We start from the raw sequence: 23735 nt of genomic DNA, 5'->3' as shown, positions 1-23735 counted from the left end.
GACGCGGTCGTTGGTGGTGTTGAGGCTGTCGTTGATGGAGCGCAGGGTCGCGAGGGCGACGCTGGCGGCATTGTTGGTGATGATGCTGGTCATGATTGATGTCCCATCATGGAATGAGTGGTGATGTCGGGACATTCCGGGCTGAACCGGTATGGCAGAACGGCTTCATGCCTTTGACTGTGGGGACTTGCCCCGGCGCGCTTTGAGCGCTCAATCTGCCATGCAACCTATAATAGCGATGAAGCTTGCGCGAAGCTAGCAGCAATATGGACGGCACCCTGCGGGAGGGGTGCGACCGAATAGACAGGCCGCTCAGAAGGCAAATGATCGGGGGATCACTCTTCCACCCTGCGGAACCGGCCGTCTGCTTGGACGAGGTTCAGCATCCCGTTCGAGCCCCTTCGCGGCGATACCCCCGCCGGAAGTCCGATGAGGCAGGCAGAACCGGCACAGCATGATGACGGGCCTATCCCCATCGAGGTACGCGCGCCTTGCATGCCGGTCACGATTTCCCTCGCCTGCCACGGTACCCACATGCATGATGCAGGCTAAGAAACGCAGGAGAAACCGTGCGCCTCGACGAGACATGCTTCCTCATCCTGCGGCTCGCGACGTCCGGGTTGTGCATGTGGGCGAGCGTCCTGTCGCTGCTGCATGCGCAGCACTATGTGCGAAACCTGCGGCGGCCGGCGACGCTGCGTTATGCAGGAGCGATCATCGTGCTGATGATCGGCGCCCTGGCGCTGGCCTCGGGCTATAACGAGAGCATCGTTCATCACGGGCGCGAGATCGCCGTTCTGGACTGGGCCTGGGCGGTCTCGGACGTACTGATCCTCATCTTCTACATTCTCGCCCTGCGCACCCTGCGGCATCGGGATCTGCGCGAAGCACGGCTGATGATCGAAAGCCGCCGGGACGTCCTCACCCAACTGCCCAATCGCGCCGGCTTTGACGAACAGGCGATGCGCATTCTTGGGGATTGCCAGCGCTCGGGACTGCCCGCCGCCGTCGCACTGTTCGACATCGACCACTTCAAGAAGATCAATGACGGCTGGGGGCATCCGGCCGGCGACGCGGTGCTGAAGAACCTCGCCGACGCGGCGCAGGACGTGACCCGGAGCACGGACGCCTTCGCGCGCTTCGGCGGCGAGGAATTCGTCATGATCCTCAAGGGCGTGAGTGCCGAAGCCGCCTTCGTGCATGTGGAGCGTATCCGCCGGGCCATCTCGCGCGACGTGCCACACCCCTCGGGCAGCGGCCGCATCACCGTATCTGCCGGCCTCGCCGACGTGCGGACCTATGATCAGGCCGGCCTCACCGCCGCGATCTCCCGCGCCGACGAGGCGCTCTATGCGGCAAAGGCCGCGGGACGGGACCGGACCATGCTGGCCGCCACCGATGCCGCGACGGCCGCGGCATCGGCCTGAGGACGGACGGTCGAGCCACGACGGCTGCGACAAAGCGGAACGTTGTGTCCTTCTCAAATTTTCGGGCCTGAACTTTCCCGCCGCGCTCCGCCTTCAGACACCAGCCCTCCGTCAGATACCTCAGGCCCGGCAACGACACGCATCCGGCACCTGTTGAGTCAGAGTTTACCGAAACGCGGGAATCCGTCTTCCCCCGAAGCCGGCCGTGGCCGGTCGAGCGTGGCCGATGACACGGACTGAATTTGCTGCGCTGGCGCACCCTAAGGGCAGCCGCCCGGCGGCGCGGCGCTCTTGCACGAGCCCGCGCCTCGCGACGCGCGGGCTGAAGCGGCGGCGCCCACCCGCCAAAACGTGACAAGGTGACCGAATTTTAACCTTGTCTCCCGTTTGGGTGCGTCGCACCTCTGGGGTATAGAGGTCCTTAACATGGACGCTCCAACCCGGACCTTGGCTGCACGATGACCCTGACTGACGATGCCCTCTCGGCCCCCGTGCCCGCCGCGGCGCAGGATGGCCTCCATCGGGTCTTCAAGCGCCTCGCCGATTACATGAACCGGTCCATCCTCGGGCAGCCGCAGTTTGTGGACCTGCTGCTGGTGGCGGTGATCGCCGACGGGCACCTGCTGGTGGAAGGTGCGCCGGGCCTGGCCAAGACCAAGGCCATCAAGGCGCTGTCAAAAGCCATCGACTGCAACGAGCAGCGCATCCAGTTCACCCCGGACCTGCTGCCCTCTGACCTCACGGGCACGGACATCTACCGACCCGAGGACGGCTCCTTCCGCTTCCAGCCCGGCCCGGTGTTCCACAATTTCATCCTCGCGGACGAGATCAACCGCGCGCCCGCCAAGGTGCAGGCGGCGCTGCTGGAAGCCATGGCGGAGCGGCAGGTGACGGTGGGCGGTGCCACCTATGCGCTACCCAAGCTCTTCCTCGTGATGGCGACGCAGAACCCCATCGAGCAGGAGGGCACCTATCCGCTGCCCGAAGCCCAGCTCGACCGTTTCCTGCTGCATGTGAAGCTGGACTATCCCGACATCGCCGCCGAGCGCGAGATCCTGCGCCTCGTGCGCGGGGAAGCGCAGGGCGAGAGCGTCGCTTTCGGAGAGAAGGTGAGCCAGGCGGTCATCTTCTCCGCCCGCCGTCAGGCGCTCGCCACCTACATGTCCGAGGCGGTGGAGGAATATCTGCTCCAGTTCGTCTTCGCGACGCGCCAGCCGGCGCTCTATGGCAAGGATCTCGCCGGCCTCGTCGAATTCGGCGCCAGCCCGCGCGGCACCATCTCGCTGGACCGCTGCGCCCGCGCCCATGCCTGGCTGCGAGGCCGCGACTATGTGGTGCCGGAGGACGTGCAGGCCATTCTCAAGCCTGTGCTGCGCCACCGCATCCTCCTCAATTTCGAGGCGCAGGCGGACGGCATGACCACCGACCGCTTCCTCGACACCCTGCTCGCCCGCGTGCCGGTGGCGTGAGGACGGTGCGTCCGGCGGCGCTGCCATGAGCCCATCCGCACCCGATTATTCCGGCCCGGCCTTCACGGGCCTCGTCGCCCGGCTGGACGAACTGATCGCCGCCCGTCCCGGCGGGCGCGACGGCTTCGGCACGTCCGGCCGCGTGCGCACCCGCCAGATGGGCGGCTATCGCTCGCCCTTCCGCGGCCGGGGCATGGAGTTTGACGAGGTGCGGGCCTATCAGCCCGGCGACGACATCCGCACCATCGACTGGCGCGTCACCGCGCGCACCGGCCGCACCCACACCAAGCTCTTCCAGGAAGAGCGCGAGCGCCCCGTCCTCATCCTCATGGATGCGCGGGCCTTCATGCGCTTCGGCACCCGCGCCTGCTTCAAGTCGGTGCTCGCCGCCAAGGCCGCCGCCGTGCTCGCCTGGACCTCCATGGATGGCGGCGACCGGGTGGGCGGCCTCCTCGTGACGCCCTATGCGCTGAAGGTCTTCAGCGCCGAGCGCAGCCGCTCGCGCGTGCTGGGCTTCGTGAAGGGCATGGCCGAGGCGACGCAGGTGGGCTTCGGCGTGCCCCCACCGGAGGTCGAACCATCTCTGGCCGAGGCCTTCGCCCGCCTGCGCCACGCGGCGCGGCCGGGCACGCTCGTTTTCATCGTCAGCGATTTTCATGATTTCGACGGCGAGGCGGCCAAGGAGCTGAACCGCCTGTCGCACCATGCGCATATCACCAACGTGTTCGTCTATGACGCGCTGGAGGCGGCAACACCGGCCCGCGGCGCCTATCCGGTGAGCGATGGAGAGGCGGTGGCAACCCTCGATGCCGATCGGGATGCCGTGCGGCAGGCCTATGCCCGGCGCTTCGCCATGCGCCGGGAGGCCGTGGAAGAGGCCGCCCGCTCGCGGGGCATGTCTTTCCTCATGCTGCGCACGGGGGAAGATCCGGCCGAAGCGCTCCACCCCGAGCGGCTGGCCCGCAAGATGCGCGCGGGAGCGGCGGCGTGATCGCGAGCCTCTCCCTGCCCCGCGGTGACGCGCTCCTGCGCCTCGCGCAGTTCCAGCCCGCGCCCGGCAGCGCCCCGGCGGCGCCCGGCGGCGCGGATGCAGGCGCGCAAGCCCCGGCCCTGCGGCTTGATCCCGGCGCGTCCGACCCGCTGATCGCGCTGAAAGACATCCATCTGCCCGCACCCGTCTCCTTCTGGCCGCTGGCGCCGGGCTGGTGGATGCTGCTCGGCCTCGTGATCGTCCTCCTGCTGCTGGCCGCGCTGCTGGAATGGCGGCGGCGCCAGACGCTCGGCTACAAGGCCCAGCGGGCGCTCGACGCCATCGCGAGGGATACCGTCCGCTATGCGGATGCCCGCGCGGTCGGGGCAGAGGCAGCGGTGCTGGTGCGCCGCATCCTGCTGTCGCGTGGCGGCGCGCAGGCGGCCGTGCTCACCGGCGCCGACTGGCAGGCCTATCTGGCGCAGGGCAAGGGCGCGCTGCCGCAGGAGATCGGCCGCTTCCTCGCGGTTGCTCCCTATCTGCCGCCGGGTGCGCAGGAAGCGGCGGGCATGGACCGCGCCGCCCTCGTGGCTGCGCTGCGGCGCTGGATCCGGGGGCACGCATGATCCAGTTCCAATGGCTCTGGGCCGCCGCCCTCCTGCCCCTGCCCCTGCTGGTGCGCTTCCTGATGCCGGCGGCGCCGAAGCGGCGCGCGGGCGCGCTGCGCCTGCCCTTCTTCCACGAGATCGCCGGTGCCGGCCTCGTCTCCGAGGGCGGACGGCGGCGGCGTCTGGTGCGCCTCGCGCTCCTGTCCGTCATCTGGCTGCTGCTGGTGGGCGCCGCCATGCGCCCGGCCTATGTGGGCAAGCCCGTGCCCATTCCGGTGGAGGGGCGTGATCTGATGCTGGCGGTGGACCTCTCCGGCTCCATGTCGCGTCAGGACCTGTCGTACGACAACATTCCGGTGGACCGGCTGACCATCATCAAGGGGGTTGCCGACGACTTCATCGCCAAGCGCAAGGGCGACCGCATCGGCCTCATTCTTTTCTCCACCCGCGCTTATGTGCAGGCGCCCCTCACCTTCGACCGCAACGTGGTGCGCGATCTGCTGCGCACGTCGTCCATCGGGATGACGGGGCAGGAGACCGCCATCGGCGATGCCATCGCGCTCGCCGTGAAGACCTTGCGCACCCGCCCGCAGGAGCAGCGGGTGCTGGTGCTGCTGACGGACGGGGCCAACAATTCCGGCATGCTGAGCCCGATCCCGGCAGCGGAGATCGCCAAGGCCAATGACGTGAAGATCTACACCATCGGTGTCGGCGCCGATGCCTTCGCCGTGGGCCAGCGGATGGTGAACCCTTCCTTCGACCTGGACGAAGGTGCGCTGGAGCAGATCGCCCAGATGACCGGCGGGCGCTATTTCCGCGCCCGCGACGCAGCGGGCCTGGCCGCCATCTATAACGACATCGACCGCATGGAGCCGGTGAGCGGCGAGCCGCTCTATCTCAGCCCCACCGTCTCGCTCTTCCAGTGGCCGCTCGGCGCGGCCCTGGTGCTGAGCTTCCTCCTTGGCCTCGTTTGGCTGTGGCCGGCCCGCAGCCGCACGGCGCAGGCCGAAGCGCCGGCCCCGAACCTTGAGGGGGCCGCGCCATGAACGGCCGCCTCGCCCAGATCTCCAGCGGCCATCTGCTGCCGGCGGACTTCCATTTCCTGCGGCCGGACTGGCTGCTGGCGCTGCTGCCGGCACTGGTGATCGCCGCACTCGTGTGGAAACGCATGGGCACGGGCCAGAGCGCATGGGTGGGTCTGGTGGACGCCCATCTGCTGCGCCACCTCGCCCTCACCGACCGCAGCCGCGCCGGGCGCTGGCCCGTCTTCGCCCTGCTGGCCGCTTATGCGCTGGCCATCATCGCCATGGCTGGCCCCGCCTGGCAGAAACTGCCGACGCCGGCTCTCGACCGGATCGATCCCACAGTCGTGGTGCTGAGCCTCGCCCAGTCCATGAACGCCACGGACCAGAACCCCACCCGTCTCGCCGCTGCCCGCCACAAGGTGGAGGACATCCTGAACCGGATGCGCGGCGGGCAGGTGGCGCTCATCGTCTTTGCCGATGCGCCCTTCGTTGCCGCGCCCCTCACCGAGGATGCCCGGGTCGTCCAGCAGATGCTGCCGGAGATCGGCACCGACCTCATGCCGGTGATGGACAACCGGCCGGATATCGCCATCCGGCAGGCCATCGACCTCTTGAAGAACACGGGCGCGCCCACCGGGCGCATCATCCTCATTGGGGACGGGCTCGGAGACCGGCCCGAACAGACCAAGGCCACCGCCGCCTCCGCAGGCAATGCGGGCTATCATGTGAGCGTCATCGGCGTCGGCCGCGATGCACCGACCCCGCTCGTCGCCTTCGACGGGCGCCCCCTCACCGGCCGCGACCGCACGCCCCTCACGACGCGCATGGACGAGGCGGGCCTCAAGGACGTGGCAATCGCCGGGCGTGGCGTCTTCACGCCCCTTACCGTGGGCGACCGGGACATCGACACCATCCTCGCTCAAAGCGGCGTGGACGGCCCCGCCAAGCCCGGCGAGTTGCAGGACAGCGGCCTTGCCGCCGATCAGTGGGCGGACATGGGCCCCTTCGTGCTCCTCGTGGTGGTCGCACTTTTCGCGCCACTCGCCTTCCGGCGCGGCTGGATCGCCATCCTGCTGCTCGGACTGCTGGCCGGGGCCGCGCCACTGACGCCGGCCCGCGCGCAGGAGCCGAGCCTGAGCGAACGCTGGCGCGACCTTTGGCAGACGCCGGACCAGCAGGCGGCCGCCGCCTTCAAGAGCCAGGACTATCAGGGCGCCGCCGCGCGCTTCGCCAATCCCGACTGGCAGGCGAGCGCGCTCTATAAGGCGGGCGACTATGAGAAGGCGGCAGAGGCTTATTCCCGCCTGCCGAACGGCGCCTACAACCAGGCCAATGCACTGGCCCGCGCCGGAAAGCTCGACGACGCCGTGAAGGCCTATGACGAGGCCCTGAAGCAGAATCCCGACAATGCGGATGCCATCTACAACCGCAACCTCGTGCAGAAGCTGATCGACGACCAGAAGAAGATGGACCTGCCCCAGCCCCCGCCCCAGGACCAGCAGAACAAGGACAACAAGAACGGCGGCGGAAACCAGCAGGACAAGCAGCAGCAGGACAAACAGGACAAGGGCGACAACAAGCAGAACACGCCCCAGAACCAGAAGGACCAGAAGGACCAGAACAAGAAGGATCAGGGGCAGCAGGACCAGAAGGACAAGAAGCCGGACGGCGACGACGAGGGCAAGCAGAAGCCCGACCCGAAGTCCGGCCCGCAGCCTCAGCAGGCCCAGCCCAAGCCCGATCCCGGCCAGAAGAACCAGCCCCAGCAGGGTCAGGACCAGAAGGACCAGTCGAAGCCCCAGCCGAAGGATCAGGGCAACGATCCGGCCAAGGCTGACCCGAAGGAGGGCAAGGACGCCAACAAGCCCGACCCGAAGGACGGAAGGGACGCACCCAAGCCGGACCAGAAGGACGGCAAGGAGGCGCCGAAGCCCGATCCGCGCGCCCCAGGGAACACGCCCGCCCAGCCGCAGCCGGCGCAGCCGAACCCGCAGGGGCAGCCGGGCCAGCAGCCCCAGCCCGCGCAACAAGCGCCCCAGCAGGCCCAGCCGGCCCAGCAGGGCGGTGACCAGCCGGGCATGGCGCTCGCGCCGTTTGGCCTGCGCCCGATGACGCCCGAGGACCAGAACCGCGAGCAGGCTTTGCGCATGGTGCCGGATGACCCCATGGGCCTTCTGCGCGCCCGCATCCGCGCGCACTACACGGGCCGCCCGCCGGAAGTGGAAGGGGTGAACCAGCCATGAGCCGCCCGCTCCCCATCCTGCCCGCCCTGCTGCTGGCCGCCGCACTTCTGGTGCTGCCCGTGCTGGCGCAGGCCGCCCCCCGGCTGACCCTTTCCGCGACGCCGGATACGCTCATCTCCACCGGCACGGTGGAAGTGGTGATCGCCCTCACCGAGGGCGACGGCCGCGAGCCGCCCAATCTCACGCCGCTGACGCGGGACTTCGACATCGTCGGACAGGGCCGGCGCAGCCGCACCGAGGTCGTGGACGGACGTCGGGTGCCGGTGAACGAATGGCTGGTCACGCTCGCCCCCAAGCGCTCCGGACGGCTGGTGATCCCGGCCATCTCCCTCGCCGGCCTCTCCACCGCGCCGGTCGCGGTGAACGTGGTGCCGAGCACGGGCGGTGCCCTCACCGACGAGCGCACGCTCTTCGTGCGCCTCGAGGCCGGAGACGTGCAGCCCTTCGTGCAGAGCGACGTGCCGGTCACGGTGCGGGTCTATGACCGGCTCGGGCTGCGGGGCGGCGGCATCAGCCGCATTTCCGCCGACGGCGCCAGCTTCACGCCGCAGGGCGAACAGCGGGCCTATTACCGGACCATCGGCCGCTACCGTTATCAGGTCATCGAGCAGAGCTATCTGATGCGTCCCCAGCGCAGTGGCACCATCGAGGTGCCGCCTGTCACCCTGGAGGCCAAGGTGCCGGCCTATACGGGTGGCCAGCTGCCGCCGGATATCGCCGGCGCGCTGGGGCGGCCGCAGCCGCCCAACCCGTGGGACACCAATTTCCCGAGCGTGCGCGACCTCACGGTCCAGTCCAACCCGCTGACGGTGACGGTGCGCGAGCGGCCGGCCGACGCCAAGGGCTGGTTCCTCCCCGCGCGCAGCCTCACCATCAGCAGCGAGTGGGCCAAGCCGCCGAAGGACGTGAAAGTGGGCGAGGTGCTCACCCGCACCATCCGCGTCGAGGCGGAGGGCGCCGGGCCGAACCAGTTGCCGCCCCTGACCCTCGCGGAGGTGCCGGGCGTGCGTCAGTATGAGGAGCAGAGCCGGACGGAAAGCGCGCCCGTGCGCGGCGCCCCCGGTGCACTCCTCACGAAGACGGTCTCCGTGGTGCCCACCCGCTCCGGCACCTTCACCCTGCCGGCCATCGAGCTGGGCTGGTGGAACACGGCGACGCAGAGGCAGGAGACCGCCACCCTCCCCGCCGAGACCTTCACCGTCGCGGCCGATCCGCGCGCCCCTCAGACCGCGGCAGCCCCCGTTGCAGCGGCAATGTCGGGAACCGGCGGCTCGGCTCGCACGCCGCCGCCGGCCGTCGCGTCCGATACCAGCCTGCTGCGCAGCGCGCTCGGCCTCTGGTCGGTCTGGCGGACCTGGTTCGTGCTGGCGGCGGAAATCGCGCTGTTCTGCCTCTTCGTGGCGGTGGTCATGGCCGGGCTGCGCCGGCTGGAGCGCTGGCGGCGGGGCCGGCGGATCGCCCAGGCGGCAGAGGCCGGCGATCCCGCGAACGCGAGCATCGCCACGCTGGCGCAGGCGGAAGCGGCGCTTGAGGCCGGTTGCAAGGCCCGCAACGCCGCCCTCGCCCATCGCGCCCTGATGGCGTGGCTGCGCCTCTCCGCCACGGGCACGCAAGCTCCGGTGCCGGTGACGCCCGCTCTGGCGCAAGCCCTCACCGCCCTGCAGGACGCGCTCTATGGCACGGCGCCGCGTCCGTTCGATGCAAAGAGGCTGCGCGCCGCCTTCCACGCCGAGCAACGCGCCCGCCGCAAGGGCGCGCGACAGGAGCGCGGCGCCCGACTGGCGCCGCTCTATCCCACGGCACGCTGAACGCGAGCGGCGGAGGGCCGAGTGGCTGCGGCCTCAGTGGCGCGTGGTCGAGGGGGGAAGCTTCAGGGCCCAGCCGGCCGGAACCTCGGCCGGCGCGTCCTTGCCCTTGGCAGCGGCGCTCGCCACGGTGCCCGGCACCACGCCCGTCTTGCCCTTCGCGCGCTTCGCGGCGGCGCTCTTGGTCTTGGCCGCGGGCCCTTTCGGCTTCGGGCCGCCCTTTGCCTTGGGCGCGGCCTTGCGCTTGGCGGCCTTGGGCTTGGCCGCGCTTGCAACGGCCTCCGCCTCAGCCTTCGCCTTGGCCACGCGCGGCTTGGTCGAGCCCGCCTTGGACGCCCGCGCCTTGGCCGTCGCCGGGGACGGCGCTGAACCATCGAATGCGGGGACCTCCGTCATGGATGCCGCCTGCGCCGCTTTTGCCTTTGCCGCCTTCGGCTTGGCCCCCGCCGACTTCGCGGCCTTGGGCTTGGCAGGCTTGGCCTTCGCCTTTGCGGGCGTGACCACAGGCGTCGCCGCATCCTGAACGTTGGGCACGACATCGCTGGAAACGGTCTTGGCCTTGGCCACCTTGGCCTTGACCGGCTTCGCCTTGGTGGCCTTGGCCTTCGTCGCCTTGCCGCCGGTCACCTTGCCCTTGGCCGACGTCCCGAGCCCATCGCTCATGGGGCCCGCATCTGCCGCGACCTTCTCCTTCGCAGCCTTGTCTTTGGCGGCCTTGTCCTTGGCCGCCTTCGTCTTGGCGGCGAGAGCCTTGCGGGCCCGGTCGGCCGCCGCGCCTTCCGCGTCCTCGGAGGCGTCTTCCGCTTCGGTGCTGACGGGCGCACGGGACCGCTTCTTGGCGAAGCGATCCGCCATCATGGCGCCGAAGGCGAGGATGATCTGGCGCAGTTCCTCTTCCTGCACCGCCGCCGCCGCGCTCTCGATGGAGAACCAGAAGCCGAAGCGCTCGGCACGCTCCGGCCAGTTCTTCATGTAACGCTTCACCTTCATGGGAAAGACGATGACGTCGCAAGGCACCGTCTGGAGCGTCAGGCGCTTGTCGTAGGAATACATGCCGAGCGGCTCGGTCGAGATGCTGCCCAGCAGGCCGGCTTCCTCATACGCCTCGCGCGCAGCCGCCTTCGCGGGCGACAGGCCCTTCATCGGCCAGCCCTTCGGGATCACCCAGCGCCGCGTCTCGCGGGACGTGATGAGGCGGATCTGCACCTCGCCATCCTGCCGCTGGCGATAGGGAAGAGCTGCATATTGGATCCGGCGTTGCGCGCGAACCTTCGGCGCGGAGGGCATGGCGCTCCTTTCCTGATTCGGAGCGGCATAATAGTGGGAAGGGCCATCGCTTCCAGCCCAAAGCCGCGTCAGGACGGGCGGCCTTATGCCCATGGAACAAGCGGCATGATCCCGCACGCGTCGCGGCGCCGATCAATACCGAGCAATGGATCAGGCCGCGCTGCTGTGATCCTTCGGCAAGCGGTCCTGGCGGGAGCCCGCCGCGCTTTCAGGCAACCCAAGGTCCGCGCCGGGATGCCCCTGCTCCTGATGGTGCGCGAGGCGCGCCTCGAGGAACTCGATGCGGTCCAGCAGCGAACAGACCGCCTCCCCCACGGGATCGGGCATCAGGTGATGCTCGAGGTCGATGCGACCGTCCCCCAGACGGCGACGCTCCGCCAGCGGCTTCACCACGCGTCCGGGAATGCCCACCACCGTCATGCCCGGCGGCACGTCCTCGATGACCACGGAATTGGCGCCGACACGGGCCCCGGCACCAACGGTGATCGGGCCGAGGATCTTCGCACCCGCCCCCACCAGAACGCCATCCTGAAGGGTCGGGTGACGCTTGCCCGGGGTCCAGGAGGTGCCGCCCAGTGTCACGCCGTGATAGAGCGTGACGTCATCCCCCACCTCGGCCGTCTCGCCGATGACCACGCAGGCGCCGTGATCGATGAAGAAGCGGCGGCCGATGCGGGCGCCCGGATGGATGTCCACATTGCTCACCAGACGCCCAAGCCAGGACAGGAAGCGGGCCGGGAATTTCACGTTCGCGCGCCAGAGACGGTGGGCCAACCGATACCAGATCACCGCATGCACGCCGGGATAGGTGAGCAGGATTTCGAGCGTGCCGCGGGCGGCGGGATCGCGTGACTTCACGCAGGCCACATCCTCGCGGATCTGCCGCCAGAGGCTGGGGCGCTCCTCATGCGCCAGGGTGACGCCAGCGACAGGCGCAAGAGCGGCCGCCGCGCGATGACGCGAGCCCATGATCATCTCGTCCTCTCCGCAACCGGTCCGGCCGGCAGGGCCGGCCTTGTGTCCGCCGGCTGTTCCGCCGGCTTGATGATCGATCCCGAACCCGCATGCGCGTCAGATTGCGCCTTCCACGGCGGCCCGCCGCAGGCGCAGCGCGGGCTCGGTGAAGCTGTCCTGATAGAAGCGCAGCAGCGTCTCGCGGGAAACATTCTCTTTGGTGCGGACGGCAAAAGCCCGCACCCGGTCGAGGATGGCGCGTCCGCGCACCGCATCCACGGTGATGCCCTCGTCGGCCAGCGCCTTCTCCACCGCCGCAAGACCGGAATGCTTGCCGAGCACCACGGTGTGGCCACGCCCGAACAGTTCCGGATTCAGAGCTTCATAGGTGGCCCGGTCCTTGAGCAGGCCGGAGACGTGGATGCCCGACTCGTGGGTGAACACATCCGCGCCGACGATGGCCTTGCCGCGCGGCACCGGACGGGCGGCGGCGCCGCACACCAGTTCGGCCAGCGGCTTCAGCGCGGCCGGAGCGATGCCGGTCTCCGCCCGCGCCGTCTGGCGTAGTGCGATGGCCACTTCCTCCAGCGCCGCATTGCCCGCGCGCTCGCCGAGCCCGGCGACGGTGACGCTGGCATGGCGCGCCCCGCCCATCACCGCCGCCAGCGTATTGGCGGTGGCAAGGCCGAGATCGTCATGGGCGTGGAACTCAAGCTCGATGTCGGTGGTGGCGGCCACCCGGCGCACCAGCGCATAGGTGCCGAAGGGGTCGAGCACGCCAAGCGTATCGGCCAGCCGCAGGCGGAAGGCGCCCGCCGCCTTCGCCGTCTCCGCGAGACGGCAGAGAAAATCGGGATCGGCCCGTGAGGAATCCTCGCCCCCTACCGCCACCTCGAAGCCGAGCCGACGCGCCAGTGTCACCACCTCCGCCACACGGCCGAGCGCCCAGGCGCGATCCTTGCCGAGCTTGCCGGCCAGTTGCCGGTCGGAGGTGGGAATGGAGACATTGACGATCTTCACGCCAGCCGCGACGGCGGCCATCAGGTCGTCCTCGCTCATGCGGCACCAGGCCATGACGCGCGTCGGGAGGTTCAGCGAGACGATGGAGCGGATGGTTTCCACCTCCTCGTCGCCCATGGCGGGCGTCCCCGCCTCGATCTCCGGGACGCCGGCGGCGGCAAGGGCGGCGGCGATCTCGATCTTCTCCTTGCGGGTGAAGGCGACACCCGGCGCCTGCTCGCCGTCGCGCAACGTGGTGTCGTTCAGGAACGCCGTCCGCTGAAGGGGCGCGGGGTTTGCGGGTGTCTTGGCGAGCATGGCAGGCCTCCCACGGAACACAATGAGGTCACGTGGGATGTAGCAACGGCTGTGCCAAACACTTAAGTCATTGTTTTAAATCCGCTTATCAGCATCCGTACTGGCCGGGAGCGGGGACGCCCGACAGCATTGTCCGGTTTCGCCCGCTCACCGACAGCGCGTCGTCGCAGACGGCTCAATACATGGCATGCTGGAAGCGGGCGAGCATGGCTTCCTGACTCTCGGCTTCCGCAAGACCGATCTGGTCCTTCAGCATCTGGCCAAGGGTCGGAAGCACGGAGCGCTCCACCTGCGCCTCCGGGTCCCACAGGCGCGAGCGCATGAAGGCCTTGGCGCAGTGCAGATAGGCCTCGCGCACGCTGATGCGCAGGACCGAGGTCGGCAGCTTACCCTCCACCGCGCTGGCGCGACGCAGATCCTCGTCCACCCGGATCTCCGCCGTGCCGTTGATGCGCAGCGTCTCGTCCACGCCGGGGATGAGAAAGATCAGGCCGATGCCGGGGTTTTCGAGAATGTTGGTGAGGCTGTCGAGGCGGTTGTTGCCCGGCCGGTCGGGCAGGATGAGCGTGGTCTCGTCCGCCACCTGCACGAAGCCCGGCAGGTCGCCGCGCGGCGTCACGTCGAGGGCACCGTCGCGGCTCGATGTGGCAAGCATGACAAAGGGGCTGAGCCCGATGAAGCGGCGGCAGTGCGGATCAAGCTTCGACAACACCTTCTGGGCGGCGCGGGGCGAGACCGCCTTGTAGTGGCTGCGCAGTTGCTCGACGGTCTCGATACGGCTCATGACGATCCTCTGGGGCGGGATAGGGCGGGCGGCGGTTCAGGGCTTGATGATCAACTGGACCCGGTCGGCGACGAAGCTCGAACGGCCCCACTGTAATGGCATGCCGGCAATGTCGACATCCACCCGTTCCAGAACCATGACGGAGCGCCCGGCTGGGATCGCGAGGAGCATGCGCTCGCGTTCGTCGGCGATGCGCGCGCCGATGCGGGTTTCCTTGCGGCGATAATCGACGATGCCGAGGGTGGAGAGCGCACGGGTGAGCGAGCCCGTTGCCGCATAGATGAGGTCGAGGTCCTGACAGCGGGAATGGACGAACCAGGACGAGCCGCAGGACATGGGCACGCCGTCCGCCTCATGCATGGTGTCGATGCGCAGCACCCTGTCGCCGACCGAGAGGCCCAGTTCCCGCGCCACGTCCGGCGTCGCCGCCTCCACCTGCGACCCAAGGAAACGGCCATGCGGCTCGCGGCCGTTGGCCAGCACGATTTCCGAAAAGCGGGTGCGCGGACCGATGGGATAGCGCAGCGGCGGCTCCTTCACGAAGGTACCGCGGCCGGGCGTCGCTTCCACGAGGCCCCGTTCCGTGAGGACGCCGAGCGCCCGGCGCACCGTATGGCGGTTGACGCCGAACCGTTCGGCCAACTCTGCCTCTACCGGCAGGCGGGCGCCGGCCGGGCGCGCACCCGAGACGATCTCCGCCTCCAGCGTCTCGGCGATCTGCTTCCAGAGCGCCACGCCGCTGCCGCGGCGCAGATCGCCGTCCCGCTCGCCTGTCATCGGGCCGTGATCCGCCACGTCCAAACTGTCGTCCTGCACCACCGGTGGCCCCCTTCGATTTTTCCGCCGCTCGCGCTTGCCTATTTGTATAGACTTTTATACAAATCCCGTCCAGATGCTTCGGCGGGATGGGCACACGCCCGATGTCCGCCTTGAGATTTGCAACACGCGACGTCTGGCAGCGGAGACCCGCGCGCCAGCCCCTCAGCTTCGCCCCGCCGATAGGCGCCGGGGCCAATCGTTCGAAGAGGCGACAATGGCGGCGGAAGACACGACGCAACGCCTGGCGATCATGGGAACGCTCGCCCGCGCCACGGCGCAGGAGCTGTCCGCAGCGGTGGAGCGGTTCAAGCCGCTGCCCCCCATTCACGACCTGCGCCCGGCCGAAGTGGGACTCGCCATGGTGCGGGGCCGCATCGGCGGCGATGGCGATGCCTTCAATGCCGGCGAGGCCACCGTCACCCGCGCGGCCGTCCGCATCGAGGGTGGCGCGACCGGCGTCTCCTATTTGCTCGGCCGGGCGCCGGACCGGGCCCGAACCGCCGCCATCCTCGACGCACTCTGGCAGGACAATGCCCTGCGGATCGCGGTGGAAGAGGCGCTTGGCCCCGTGCGGGCCCGCCTCGCGGCGGAGGCAACGGACGCCCGAGAAAAGACAGAAGCGACCAAGGTGAACTTCTTCACCATGGTCCGTGGAGAGGACTGATGACCGATCTTGCCCTCGGCTTCGCCGATCCCGTCCGCGAGGCGCAGGCCACCTTCAAGGCGGTGATGTGGGCCATCTCGCGCCCCGGCAACCGGATGCCGCTCGCCACCGGCCTCAAGCCTCCGGCACCGCTCACGCCCGAAATGGCCGCCTGCGTCCTCGCGGTCGCCGATTATGAGACGCCTCTCTGGCTCGATGCGAAGCTCGCCGCCCGCGCCGAAGTGCTGGACTTCCTGCGCTTCCATACCGGGGCCCCGATCCTCGCGGAGCCGGGCGAGGCGCGCCTCGCGCTCATCAGCGATCCGGCGGCGCTCCCGCCCCTCACGGATTTCGCCCAGGGCACGCCTGAGTATCCGGATCGCTCCACCACGCTCATTCTCGCGGTTGACGATCTCACTGATGCGCCTTTCACGCTGGAAGGGCCGGGAATCAAGCATACGCGCCGCTTCGGCGCGGTGCCGCTGCCGGCGGATTTTGCCGCCCGCTGGGCCGACAACCGGCTGCTGTTTCCGCTGGGTGTCGATCTCATCTTCACCACGTCAGGGCTGGTGTCGGCCCTGCCGCGCTCCACCCGCATCACCGCGGAGGCCTGATCCATGTATGTGGCCGTCAAGGGTGGCGAGACCGCCATCCGCAACGCCCATGCCCTGCTCGCCGAGACCCGGCGTGGGGATACGTCGGTGCCGGAGATCGGCATCGACCAGATCGCCGGCCAGCTCACGCTGGCGGTGGATCGCGTGATGAGCGAAGGCTCGCTTTATGACCGCCCACTTGCCGCGCTCGCCATCAAGCAGGCGCGCGGCGATCTCATCGAGGCCATCTTCCTCGTGCGCGCCTTCCGCACCACCTTGCCCCGCTTCGGCTACAGCGCGCCGGTGGACACCGGCCGCATGCGCGTGGAACGGCGCATCTCCGCCACCTACAAGGACATTCCGGGCGGCCAAGTGCTCGGCCCCACCTTCGATTACACCCACCGCCTGCTCGACCCGACGCTCGCGACGACCGGCGGCGCGGCCGGAGCGCCCAAGGCCCAGCCCGCGCGTGCGGACGGCGCGGCGGAGCCCGGTCCCATGCCCCGCGTCACCGATCTTCTGGGCGACGAGGGGCTGATCGAGCCCGCGCCCGCCACCGGCGAGGAGCCGCGCGATCTCACCCGGGAACCCTTGAGCTTCCCCGCCGACCGTCCCCTCCGCCTCCAGAATCTCGCGCGGGGCGATGAGGGCTTCCTGCTCTCGCTCGGCTATTCCACCCAGCGCGGCTATGCCCGCAGCCATCCCTTCGTGGGCGAGATCCGCTTCGGCACGGTCGAGGTGGAACTGTTCGTGGAGGAACTGGGCTTTGCCGTGCCGCTCGGGGACATTTCGGTCACTGAGTGCCAGATGGTGAACCAGTTCAAGGGCTCCGCCAGCGAGCCGCCGAAGTTCACGCGCGGCTATGGCCTCGTGTTTGGCCAGAGTGAGCGCAAGGCCATGTCGGTGGCGCTTGTTGATCGCGCGCTCCGCTTCAAGGAACTGGGCGAGGAACAGTCCGCCCCCACGCAGGACGAGGAATTTGTCCTCTCCCACTCCGACAATGTGCAGGCCACCGGCTTCGTGGAGCATCTGAAGCTGCCGCATTACGTGGATTTCCAGGCCGAACTCGATCTCGTGCGCCGGATGCGCGCCGAGCATGCGGACGGCACCGAGACCAGCCAGCAGGAGGCGGCGGAATGAACGCGCCCTTCGAAACCGCACAGGCCGCAACGCCCGCTGGCATGCCGGCCATCACCTACAATTTCGCCTATCTCGACGAGCAGACGAAGCGGATGATCCGCCGGGCGATCCTGAAGGCCATCGCCATTCCCGGCTATCAGGTGCCCTTCGCCAGCCGCGAAATGCCCATGCCCTATGGCTGGGGCACCGGCGGCGTTCAGGTGACGGCCGCGATCCTCGGGCCGGACGATGTGCTCAAGGTGATCGACCAGGGCTCGGACGACACCACGAATGCGGTGGCCATCCGCGGCTTCTTCGAGACCACGGCCGGTGTTGCCACCACGACGCGCACGCAGGACGCCACCGTCATCCAGACCCGCCACCGGGTGCCCGAGACCGCGCTTCAGGCGCATCAGGTGCTGGTCTATCAGGTGCCGATCCCCGAGCCGCTGCGCTTCCTCGAGCCGCGCGAGACCGAGACGCGGAAGCTGCATGCGCTGGCCGATTACGGCCTCATGCATGTGAAGCTCTATGAGGACATCGCCCGCCACGGCCATATCGCCACCACCTATGCCTATCCGGTGGAAGTGGACGGGCGCTATGTGATGGACCCCTCGCCCATCCCGAAGTTCGACAACCCGAAGATGGACGACAGCCCGGCGCTCCAGCTCTTCGGCGCGGGCCGCGAGAAGCGCATCTATGCCATTCCCCCGCACACCAAGGTGGTGCCGCTCGATTTCGAGGACCACCCCTTCAAGGTGCAGCATTTCGCCAAGCCCTGCGCGCTCTGCGGCGCCACCGGCGTCTATCTGGACGAAGTGATCCTTGATGATCGCGGCGGGCGCATGTTCGTCTGCTCTGACACCGACCATTGCAACACCCGCCAGGCCGAGGGCCATCGCGGCGAGATGAGCGGTCTTCCGGAGGCGGCGGAATGAGTGCGCTCACCATCCGCCCCGCCACTGAGGAGGACCTGCCGGACGTCCTCGCACTCTATGCCCAGCCGGGCATGGATGACGGAAAGATCCTGCCACTGGACGAGGCCAAGGCGCTCTTTGCCCGTTTTGCCCGCTATCCCGACTATGTGCTCTATGTGGCACAGGACGCGGACGGGATCGTCGGCACCTTCGCCTTGCTGGTGATGGACAATCTCGGCCACCTCGGCGCGCCCTCCGCCGTCATCGAGGATGTGGTGGTTTCTCCCGCCCGACAGGGCGGCGGGGTCGGCGGCGCCATGATGCGCTTCGCCATGAAGAAGGCCGCCGAAAAGGGCTGCTACAAGCTGGTGCTCTCCTCCAACGCCAAGCGCGTGAAGGCCCACCAGTTTTACGAGAACCTCGGCTTCCGCCGCCATGGCGTGAGCCTGCACGTGGACCTCACGCCCGACGGTGAGGCGATCCCTCCCACGGAGCCTGTGGAGGCCGTGCCATGAGCGGGAATGCACCCGCCTTATCCCGCGCAACGCGCCCTCTCTCCCCTTGCGGGGGAGAGTTGGAGAGGGGGGTGACGCGGTTACGTCTGACGGACCCGTCGGCGTCCGCGACCTCACCCTTTCGGAGAGGGCATTACCCCCCTCCCTGCCCCTCCCCCGCAAGGGGGGAGCGAGATGGCCGCTCGGCTAGACAGCCCGCCATCCTTCCCCAGACACACGTCATCGAGGCCCGGCCATGACGGACGATGCTCCCCTTCTCGTCGCCGAAGGGCTGACGCGCTATTACGGCGCCCGCCTCGGCTGCCGGGATATCTCCCTCACGCTCCATCCGGGCGAAGTGCTTGCCATCGTGGGCGAGAGCGGCTCCGGCAAGTCCACCTTGCTCGGCCTGCTCTCCACAGAGCTGGAGCCCTCCGCCGGCCATGTGAGCTACCGCATGCGCGACGGTGCCCTTCGTGACCTCGCCTCCCTCACCGAGGGCGAGCGACGTCTGCTGCTGCGCACCGACTGGGGTTTCGTGCGCCAGCATGCGGAGAAGGGCCTGCGCATGGCGGTCTCCGCCGGTGGCAATGTGGGCGAACGGCTGATGGCGGTGGGCTGGCGCAACTATGCCGGCATCCGCGACGAGGCCATCGACTGGCTGTCCCGCGTGGAAATCCAGCCGGACCGGATCGATGACGATCCGCGCGCCTTCTCCGGCGGCATGCGCCAGCGCCTCCAGATCGCCCGCAATCTCGTCACCAAGCCGCGCCTCGTCTTCATGGACGAGCCCACTGGCGGCCTCGATGTCTCCGTGCAGGCGCGCCTGCTGGATCTCATCCGCTCGCTGGTGGCGGACCTTGGCCTTGCGGTCGTCATCGTCACCCACGACCTCGCCGTCGCCCGCCTGCTCTCCCACCGTATCATGGTGATGAAGGAAGGCCGGGTGATCGAGGAGGGGCTGACTGATCAGGTGCTCGACGATCCGCGCGAGCCCTATACGCAACTCCTCGTCTCCTCGGTGCTCGCCGCATGATGCTCCCCATCGCTCCCCACACGGCGGCAACACCGCTGCCTCCCACCCTGCCCGCCGGCACACTGCTGCGGGTGGAAAGCCTCGCCAAGGCCTTCACGCTGCATCTGCGCGGCGGCGCCCGTCTGCCGGTGGTGGATGGCGCGGGCTTCGAGGTGCGCGCCGGCACCTGCGTGGCGCTCGGCGGCCCGTCCGGTGCCGGCAAGAGCTCCATCCTCAAGATGGTCTATGGCAACTATCGCACGGACGCCGGCGCCATCTGGCTGATGGACGAGACCGGCCCCGTCGATGTCGCCCATGCTGCCCCCCGCCAGATGCTGGACCTGCGCCGCCGCCGCATCGGCTATGTGAGCCAGTTCCTGCGTGTCATTCCCCGCGTCTCCGCCCTCGACGTGGTGGCCGAGCCGCTGATGGCGGAAGGCGTCGCACCCGAGCAGGCGCGCGCGAAGGCCCGCGAGCTTCTGGCGCGCCTCAATCTGCCGGAGCGGCTGTGGAGCCTGCCGCCGGCCACCTTCTCCGGCGGCGAGCAGCAGCGCGTGAACGTGGCGCGCGGCTTCATCTCCAGCCAGCCCCTCCTGCTGCTGGACGAGCCCACCGCCTCGCTCGACGCAGTGAACCGGCAGGTGGTGATCGACCTCATCACCGAGAAGAAGGCCGCCGGCACCGGCCTCCTCGGCATCTTCCATGACGCGGACACGCGCGATGCGGTGGCGGACGAAGTGGTGGACGTCTCCGCCTTCGCCACCCGGCCCAACTGACAGAAGGAACAGCCCATGTCCGAGACCGGAACCGGCGAACAGATCTTCGCGAACGCCCGCATCGTGCTGGCGGACCGCATCCTCGAAGGCCATGTGCGGGTGGTGGGCGGCACAATCCGCAGCGTGGACACCGGCGCCGTGCCCGCCGGGGCGATCGACCTTGAAGGCGACTATCTGCTCCCGGGCCTCGTGGAGCTCCACACTGACCATGTGGAAGGCCATCTGGCGCCGCGGCCGCGTGTACGCTGGAACCCGGTGTCAGCCGTCGTCGCCCATGATGCGCAGATCGCCGCCTCCGGCATCACCACCGTGTTCGACAGCCTGCGCGTCTGGCCGGACAAGAAGGCGGTGGGCATGGATGGGGATGCCCCGCTACTGCTGGAGGCGCTCGCCACGGCGCGGGCCGCAGGTGTGCTGCGGGCGGACCATCTGGTGCATCTGCGCTGCGAGGTGGCGACCGACACGGTGGTTGAAGATGCCGCCGCTATCGTCGCGGCCCACAAGGTGCAGCTCATCTCGCTGATGGACCACACACCGGGCCAGCGCCAGTTCGCCAGCACCGAGCATTTCCGCTCCTATTACAAGAAGAAGAGCGGCATCACCGACGAGGAGCTGGACGTCATCGTCGCGACCCGCATGGATTATCACACCCGCCTCGCCCGGCCGAACCGGCAGGGGCTGGTGGCCCTCGCCCACCCGAACGGCATTGTGCTGGCGAGCCATGACGACGCGACTCCCGAGCACGTGGCAGAGGCCATCGGCGACGGCATCGCCATTGCCGAATTCCCCACCACCGTGGAGGCCGCGCGCCTGTCGCACGAGGCCGGCATCCGCGTGCTGATGGGGGCGCCGAACCTCGTGCGCGGCGGCTCGCACACCGGCAATGCCTCGGCGGAAGACCTCGCCCGGCAGGGCCTCCTCGACATCCTGTCCTCGGACTATGTGCCGGCGAGCCTGCTCTGGGCGCCTTTCGATCTGACGCGGCGTGTGCCCACCATCTCCTTGCCCGAGGCGGTGCGGCTGGTGACGAAGAATCCTGCCGAGGCCGCCAGTCTCTCCGATCGCGGCGAGATCGCGCCCGGCAAGCGGGCGGACCTCGTGCGCGTCGCCATGGCCGGCGATATTCCGGTGGCGCGCGCGGTTTGGCGCGAGGGCCAGAGGGTGGCATGAGCCCTCAGCCGCCCTTCGGCCCCGGCGCGCTGGTGCTGGTGGTCGGTCCCTCCGGTGCCGGCAAGGACACGCTGATGTCCGCCGCCGCCGGACTGCTGACGGCAGAGCCGGCGATATCCTTCGCCCGCCGCCTCGTGACGCGCACCGACACCACGGGCGAGGACCACACGCCCGTGGACCTTGCCACCTATGAGGCGGAGCTTGCGGCGGGGCGCTATCCGCTGGCGTGGCGGGCCCATGGCCTTGCCTATGCGCTGGGACCCGAGGTGGCAGCGCGGATCGCCGCCGGGGAGACGGTGGTCGCCAATGGATCACGCGCCACTTTGCCGGAGGCGCGACGCCGGTTTTCCCGGCTTTTGGTCGTGCACATCACCGTGCCGCTGGAGGTACGCGCCGCGCGCCTCGCCGCCAGGGGCCGGGAAGGTGCTGAGGACGTGCGCGAGCGCCTGACCCGCGCGCCCGACGTGCCGCTGGCAGCCGATCTGGAGATCGAGAACACCGGCCCCGTGGCGGAGGGCGCTGCACGCCTTGCCGCCTTCCTGCGCCGCATCAGCGCCGGCGCGGCTGCGGCGTGACGCCCACAAAAAAATGCCGGCCACGACAGGGTCGGGCCGGCAAGTCATGGGGTCACGTCATAGCTGAAGCAATTTTCGCGGAAGCACGCACGTTCTGCGAAAGGAATAGCGTCAAACCGAGGGCCTAGAGAGTTCCGCGGTTCCTTGAAATGCGGAATTTCTCCGGGTTGTGAAAGCCCGAAGGCGGGAGCCTGGAGGGCAAGGGGGGAACAGGGCTCTTGCAAAAGGGGACCGCGCAGCGGGCGGCTATTCGATCCCCTGCTCGCACGCCTTCCATTTGGCGGCGAGACGAAAACGCTCATTGATGGCAACCGGATTGGCGAGGATTTTCGCCTCCGCATCCTTGAAGGCCTGGAAGACGATCTCCGCCTCGTCCTGTGTCAGCGGCACGCGGCCGGCCATATGGGTGGCCTCCGGCGCCACCTCCCAGATGGCGCGGCGGTTGGGGTGCTCCTTCACCTCGATGAGATCGGGCGCTTCCAGCTTGCCGTCGAGGCAGATGGCAAGGCCCACCACCTCCAGCTTGCGCCCATCCAGCGTGGTCTTCACGAGCGTCGCCATTCACTCCTCCTCTTCCGCCGCCAGCCAGCTGTAGCCGCCCTGATCCCAGAGCTGGGCCAGGGCCTGATCCGCCGTGCAGCCGGGAAACTGCTGCTGCACCGTTTCAAGATCGGCGCGGAAGCGCGCCGCATCCTCCCCCTCCAGCAGCGCCACGCGCTGCTCCGGCTTGCACCGGAGCCGGTAGGCGCCCGCGCCCGGCCCGGCGAGGAGTTCATACTCCGCGCCGGAAAGCAGGGTCTCCGCCGCATCCGACATGGCGCCCTCCCTCAGGCGGCAGCCGCCACCGGCGCGTCGGCGACCTGCTCCCACTCGGCCCAGGAGCCGTCATAGACCGGGGCCTCCTGCCCCAGCAGCTTCAGCGCCAGCGAGAGCATGGGCGCGAGAATGCCGGAGGCGCAGGTGGTGACGATGGGCCTGTCGAGATCGACACCGGCCGCCGCGAAGCGGGCAGAGATCGCCTCCGGCGCGACGAGGGCTCCCGTCTGGTTATCGACAAGATCGCCCCACGGCACATTCACCGCGTTGGGCATATGGCCACGCTTGGTGAAGGCATAGACATCCTCCTGCGTGCCATCGAACTTGCCGGGCCCGCGCGCGTCCAGAACCTGTTCTGCACCGGAGGCGAGATTCGCCTTCATCTGGTCCAGCGTGCGCAGGAGAGCCGGATTGAAGCCGGCGGTGAAGCTGCGCGCCTCGGGCCGCACCGGCGCCATCTCGGCGGGCCGCTTCTCGGCCGCCCATTTGGCATAGCCGCCATCGAGCAGGGCCACATTCTCATGGCCGAAGACCCGGAACATCCACCAGGCGCGGGCGGCGGCGGCCCCGCCGCACAGCCGGTCATAGACCACCACGCGATCGCCTGTGCCCACACCGAGCAGCCCCATCTTGGCGGCGAAATCCTCCGCCTTCGGCAGCATGTGGGGCAGCGGGTTGGTCTTGTCGGCCACCTGATCGATGTCGAAATGCACCGCGCCCGGCAGATGACGGCCCCGATACTGCGTGCGGCCATCCAGATTGGTGCTCGGATGATGCCAGGTGCAGTCGAGGATGCGCAGATCCCCCTCGCCCAGATGCGCGGCGAGCCATTCGGTGCTGACGACAGGCGTTTCAAAGGCGGATGACGACATCGACAGATCTCCCGCAGCTCACGCGATATCACGGTGG

At 68.9% G+C, this 23735-nt stretch carries 24 protein-coding genes and 1 pseudogene; 16 read left to right on the top strand and 9 right to left on the bottom strand.

The window, feature by feature from the left end; genetic code table 11:
* Positions 1-93: pseudogene (locus DFO45_RS25485) on the bottom strand (flagellin); the annotation flags it as partial.
* Positions 94-569: 476 nt separating this feature from the next.
* Between DFO45_RS25485 and DFO45_RS04015 the strand changes: the two are divergent.
* From DFO45_RS04015 to DFO45_RS03985, 7 genes are all read left to right on the top strand, one after another.
* Entirely contained in the window at positions 570-1427 is an 858-nt protein-coding gene (locus DFO45_RS04015) for a GGDEF domain-containing protein (protein ID WP_133863807.1), read from the top strand.
* Positions 1428-1885: 458 nt separating this feature from the next.
* Positions 1886-2896, top strand: coding sequence for an AAA family ATPase (locus DFO45_RS04010; protein WP_133863806.1), 1011 nt, complete (start codon positions 1886-1888; stop codon positions 2894-2896).
* Between the two features lie 25 nt (positions 2897-2921).
* Entirely contained in the window at positions 2922-3887 is a 966-nt protein-coding gene (locus tag DFO45_RS04005; protein ID WP_133863805.1) for a DUF58 domain-containing protein, read from the top strand.
* Complete coding sequence (locus tag DFO45_RS04000; RefSeq protein WP_133863804.1) at positions 3884-4492, top strand: DUF4381 domain-containing protein; 609 nt, start codon at positions 3884-3886, stop codon at positions 4490-4492. The genes DFO45_RS04005 and DFO45_RS04000 overlap by 4 nt, the downstream gene beginning before the upstream one ends.
* A complete protein-coding gene (locus DFO45_RS03995; protein WP_133863803.1) occupies positions 4489-5520 on the top strand; it encodes a VWA domain-containing protein in 1032 nt (343 codons plus the stop codon). Before DFO45_RS04000 ends, DFO45_RS03995 begins: the two co-directional genes overlap by 4 nt.
* Positions 5517-7742 (top strand): VWA domain-containing protein, encoded by a 2226-nt coding sequence (locus DFO45_RS03990; protein ID WP_133863802.1) that lies wholly within the window; start codon positions 5517-5519, stop codon positions 7740-7742. Before DFO45_RS03995 ends, DFO45_RS03990 begins: the two co-directional genes overlap by 4 nt.
* The gene (locus DFO45_RS03985; RefSeq protein WP_133863801.1) at positions 7739-9550 is read left to right on the top strand and encodes a BatD family protein; all 1812 of its coding nucleotides are present in this window, start codon (positions 7739-7741) and stop codon (positions 9548-9550) included. Before DFO45_RS03990 ends, DFO45_RS03985 begins: the two co-directional genes overlap by 4 nt.
* A gap of 33 nt (positions 9551-9583) precedes the next feature.
* Here the strand turns inward: DFO45_RS03985 and DFO45_RS25480 are convergent, their stop codons facing one another.
* The 5 genes from DFO45_RS25480 to phnF all read right to left on the bottom strand — a co-directional run bounded on the left by DFO45_RS25480 (position 9584) and on the right by phnF (position 14705).
* Positions 9584-10834, bottom strand: a complete 1251-nt coding sequence (locus tag DFO45_RS25480; protein WP_348633837.1) for an NUDIX hydrolase — start codon at positions 10832-10834, stop codon at positions 9584-9586.
* A gap of 150 nt (positions 10835-10984) precedes the next feature.
* Positions 10985-11803, bottom strand: coding sequence for a serine O-acetyltransferase (gene cysE, locus DFO45_RS03975; protein WP_133863800.1), 819 nt, complete (start codon positions 11801-11803; stop codon positions 10985-10987).
* 102 nt (positions 11804-11905) lie between these two features.
* Positions 11906-13105 (bottom strand): homocitrate synthase, encoded by a 1200-nt coding sequence (nifV, locus tag DFO45_RS03970; RefSeq protein WP_133863799.1) that lies wholly within the window; start codon positions 13103-13105, stop codon positions 11906-11908.
* Positions 13106-13280: 175 nt separating this feature from the next.
* Complete coding sequence (locus DFO45_RS03965; RefSeq protein ID WP_133863798.1) at positions 13281-13889, bottom strand: pyridoxamine 5'-phosphate oxidase family protein; 609 nt, start codon at positions 13887-13889, stop codon at positions 13281-13283.
* Between the two features lie 36 nt (positions 13890-13925).
* Positions 13926-14705 (bottom strand): phosphonate metabolism transcriptional regulator PhnF, encoded by a 780-nt coding sequence (gene phnF, locus DFO45_RS03960; protein ID WP_332116574.1) that lies wholly within the window; start codon positions 14703-14705, stop codon positions 13926-13928.
* A 217-nt stretch (positions 14706-14922) separates the two neighbouring features.
* On the opposite strand from phnF, the gene phnG reads away from it, so the two are divergent.
* The 9 genes from phnG to phnN all read left to right on the top strand — a co-directional run bounded on the left by phnG (position 14923) and on the right by phnN (position 22010).
* Positions 14923-15372 carry a phosphonate C-P lyase system protein PhnG gene (gene phnG, locus DFO45_RS03955; RefSeq protein WP_133863797.1) on the top strand — a complete coding sequence of 150 codons (450 nt, stop codon included), beginning with the start codon at positions 14923-14925 and terminating at the stop codon, positions 15370-15372.
* Positions 15372-15965, top strand: a complete 594-nt coding sequence (phnH, locus tag DFO45_RS03950) for a phosphonate C-P lyase system protein PhnH (protein ID WP_133863796.1) — start codon at positions 15372-15374, stop codon at positions 15963-15965. Before phnG ends, phnH begins: the two co-directional genes overlap by 1 nt.
* Before the next feature lie 3 nt (positions 15966-15968).
* Entirely contained in the window at positions 15969-17084 is a 1116-nt protein-coding gene (locus tag DFO45_RS03945) for a carbon-phosphorus lyase complex subunit PhnI (protein ID WP_133863795.1), read from the top strand.
* A gap of 41 nt (positions 17085-17125) precedes the next feature.
* On the top strand, positions 17126-18001 hold the full coding sequence (locus DFO45_RS03940) for an alpha-D-ribose 1-methylphosphonate 5-phosphate C-P-lyase PhnJ (RefSeq protein WP_133863869.1): 876 nt from the start codon (positions 17126-17128) through the stop codon (positions 17999-18001).
* On the top strand, positions 17998-18495 hold the full coding sequence (locus DFO45_RS03935; protein WP_133863794.1) for a GNAT family N-acetyltransferase: 498 nt from the start codon (positions 17998-18000) through the stop codon (positions 18493-18495). Before DFO45_RS03940 ends, DFO45_RS03935 begins: the two co-directional genes overlap by 4 nt.
* Before the next feature lie 235 nt (positions 18496-18730).
* Positions 18731-19510 (top strand): phosphonate C-P lyase system protein PhnK, encoded by a 780-nt coding sequence (gene phnK, locus DFO45_RS03930; RefSeq protein ID WP_133863793.1) that lies wholly within the window; start codon positions 18731-18733, stop codon positions 19508-19510.
* The gene (phnL, locus tag DFO45_RS03925; protein WP_245517940.1) at positions 19507-20265 is read left to right on the top strand and encodes a phosphonate C-P lyase system protein PhnL; all 759 of its coding nucleotides are present in this window, start codon (positions 19507-19509) and stop codon (positions 20263-20265) included. Before phnK ends, phnL begins: the two co-directional genes overlap by 4 nt.
* 15 nt (positions 20266-20280) lie before the next feature.
* On the top strand, positions 20281-21435 hold the full coding sequence (locus DFO45_RS03920; protein ID WP_133863792.1) for an alpha-D-ribose 1-methylphosphonate 5-triphosphate diphosphatase: 1155 nt from the start codon (positions 20281-20283) through the stop codon (positions 21433-21435).
* Positions 21432-22010, top strand: coding sequence for a phosphonate metabolism protein/1,5-bisphosphokinase (PRPP-forming) PhnN (gene phnN, locus DFO45_RS03915; protein ID WP_133863791.1), 579 nt, complete (start codon positions 21432-21434; stop codon positions 22008-22010). Before DFO45_RS03920 ends, phnN begins: the two co-directional genes overlap by 4 nt.
* Before the next feature lie 246 nt (positions 22011-22256).
* Here phnN and DFO45_RS03910 read toward each other — a convergent pair whose 3' ends face one another.
* Genes DFO45_RS03910 through DFO45_RS03900 form a run of 3 tightly spaced genes read right to left on the bottom strand, consistent with a single transcriptional unit; the run spans position 22257 to position 23698 of the window.
* A complete protein-coding gene (locus DFO45_RS03910) occupies positions 22257-22571 on the bottom strand; it encodes a hypothetical protein (protein WP_133863790.1) in 315 nt (104 codons plus the stop codon).
* A complete protein-coding gene (locus tag DFO45_RS03905; RefSeq protein ID WP_012171925.1) occupies positions 22572-22826 on the bottom strand; it encodes a hypothetical protein in 255 nt (84 codons plus the stop codon).
* Between the two features lie 11 nt (positions 22827-22837).
* Positions 22838-23698 (bottom strand): sulfurtransferase, encoded by an 861-nt coding sequence (locus DFO45_RS03900; protein WP_133863789.1) that lies wholly within the window; start codon positions 23696-23698, stop codon positions 22838-22840.
* Between the last annotated feature and the right edge of the window lie 37 nt (positions 23699-23735).

The organism is Azorhizobium sp. AG788 (genome assembly GCF_004364705.1).
GTDB lineage: Bacteria > Pseudomonadota > Alphaproteobacteria > Rhizobiales > Xanthobacteraceae > Azorhizobium > Azorhizobium caulinodans.
This window is presented reverse-complemented; position numbering and strand designations above follow the sequence as displayed.

Bases quoted from the DNA above. Each gene is read 5' to 3' on its own strand.
- DFO45_RS04010 (WP_133863806.1), top strand. From the start codon at position 1,886: ATGACCCTGACTGACGATGCCCTCTCGGCCCCCGTGCCCGCCGCGGCG.
- DFO45_RS04005 (WP_133863805.1), top strand. From the start codon at position 2,922: ATGAGCCCATCCGCACCCGATTATTCCGGCCCGGCCTTCACGGGCCTC.
- DFO45_RS03995 (WP_133863803.1), top strand. From the start codon at position 4,489: ATGATCCAGTTCCAATGGCTCTGGGCCGCCGCCCTCCTGCCCCTGCCC.
- DFO45_RS03990 (WP_133863802.1), top strand. From the start codon at position 5,517: ATGAACGGCCGCCTCGCCCAGATCTCCAGCGGCCATCTGCTGCCGGCG.
- DFO45_RS03985 (WP_133863801.1), top strand. From the start codon at position 7,739: ATGAGCCGCCCGCTCCCCATCCTGCCCGCCCTGCTGCTGGCCGCCGCA.
- DFO45_RS25480 (WP_348633837.1), bottom strand. From the start codon at position 10,834: ATGCCCTCCGCGCCGAAGGTTCGCGCGCAACGCCGGATCCAATATGCA.
- cysE (WP_133863800.1), bottom strand. From the start codon at position 11,803: ATGGGCTCGCGTCATCGCGCGGCGGCCGCTCTTGCGCCTGTCGCTGGC.
- nifV (WP_133863799.1), bottom strand. From the start codon at position 13,105: ATGCTCGCCAAGACACCCGCAAACCCCGCGCCCCTTCAGCGGACGGCG.
- DFO45_RS03965 (WP_133863798.1), bottom strand. From the start codon at position 13,889: ATGAGCCGTATCGAGACCGTCGAGCAACTGCGCAGCCACTACAAGGCG.
- phnG (WP_133863797.1), top strand. From the start codon at position 14,923: ATGGCGGCGGAAGACACGACGCAACGCCTGGCGATCATGGGAACGCTC.
- phnH (WP_133863796.1), top strand. From the start codon at position 15,372: ATGACCGATCTTGCCCTCGGCTTCGCCGATCCCGTCCGCGAGGCGCAG.
- DFO45_RS03945 (WP_133863795.1), top strand. From the start codon at position 15,969: ATGTATGTGGCCGTCAAGGGTGGCGAGACCGCCATCCGCAACGCCCAT.
- DFO45_RS03940 (WP_133863869.1), top strand. From the start codon at position 17,126: ATGCCGGCCATCACCTACAATTTCGCCTATCTCGACGAGCAGACGAAG.
- DFO45_RS03935 (WP_133863794.1), top strand. From the start codon at position 17,998: ATGAGTGCGCTCACCATCCGCCCCGCCACTGAGGAGGACCTGCCGGAC.
- phnK (WP_133863793.1), top strand. From the start codon at position 18,731: ATGACGGACGATGCTCCCCTTCTCGTCGCCGAAGGGCTGACGCGCTAT.
- phnL (WP_245517940.1), top strand. From the start codon at position 19,507: ATGATGCTCCCCATCGCTCCCCACACGGCGGCAACACCGCTGCCTCCC.
- DFO45_RS03920 (WP_133863792.1), top strand. From the start codon at position 20,281: ATGTCCGAGACCGGAACCGGCGAACAGATCTTCGCGAACGCCCGCATC.
- phnN (WP_133863791.1), top strand. From the start codon at position 21,432: ATGAGCCCTCAGCCGCCCTTCGGCCCCGGCGCGCTGGTGCTGGTGGTC.
- DFO45_RS03910 (WP_133863790.1), bottom strand. From the start codon at position 22,571: ATGGCGACGCTCGTGAAGACCACGCTGGATGGGCGCAAGCTGGAGGTG.
- DFO45_RS03905 (WP_012171925.1), bottom strand. From the start codon at position 22,826: ATGTCGGATGCGGCGGAGACCCTGCTTTCCGGCGCGGAGTATGAACTC.
- DFO45_RS03900 (WP_133863789.1), bottom strand. From the start codon at position 23,698: ATGTCGTCATCCGCCTTTGAAACGCCTGTCGTCAGCACCGAATGGCTC.